This is a genomic window from Dyella jejuensis (genome assembly GCF_044904675.1).
In the GTDB taxonomy this organism is placed as follows: domain Bacteria; phylum Pseudomonadota; class Gammaproteobacteria; order Xanthomonadales; family Rhodanobacteraceae; genus Dyella_B; species Dyella_B jejuensis.
In genome coordinates, this window is the sequence record NZ_JADIKJ010000070.1 from 1 (window position 1) to 462 (window position 462).

The 462-nt window shown below is 65.8% G+C and carries 1 protein-coding gene; it reads right to left on the reverse strand.

The annotated features are described in order from the left end of the window. On the reverse strand, window positions 1-462 hold a 462-nt coding region (locus tag ISP15_RS18320), incomplete at both ends, for a hypothetical protein (protein WP_404549437.1).

The window sequence follows — 462 nt, forward strand, 5'->3', positions numbered from 1 at the left end:
GGTGGTGTAGCTGGTGCCGGTGCTGTCTGTATCCGAGGCCAGTGTGGTGGTGACACCGCTCAGGCGTCCTTGGGCGTCGTAGCGGTAGCTCACCGCCTGGCGCGTCACCGCCGTGCTCTGCCCGGGCGGTACGTCCTGGATCGACAGGCTGATCAGCTGGTTGCTGGTGTTGTAGCCGAAGATCAGGGTGTCGCCGTCGCCGGCCACGATCTGGCTCAGCTGCTGGTTGCTGTAGCGGAAGCTGTAGCTCGCTCCCGTTGCCGTGTCGGCCAGCGCGGTGAGCTGGCCGCTGGCGTTGTAGGTTTCTTGTTGGCTGGCGGCCGCGTCGGTCCAGGTCCAGGTAGTCGCGGTGGCGTTCCAGCCCAGCGTATCGACCGCGCCGCTTTGGTCGGTGCTTACATAGGCGCCCAGGCTGGCGTCATAGGTGTAGACCACGCTGGAACCGTCATCATCGGTCCGGGT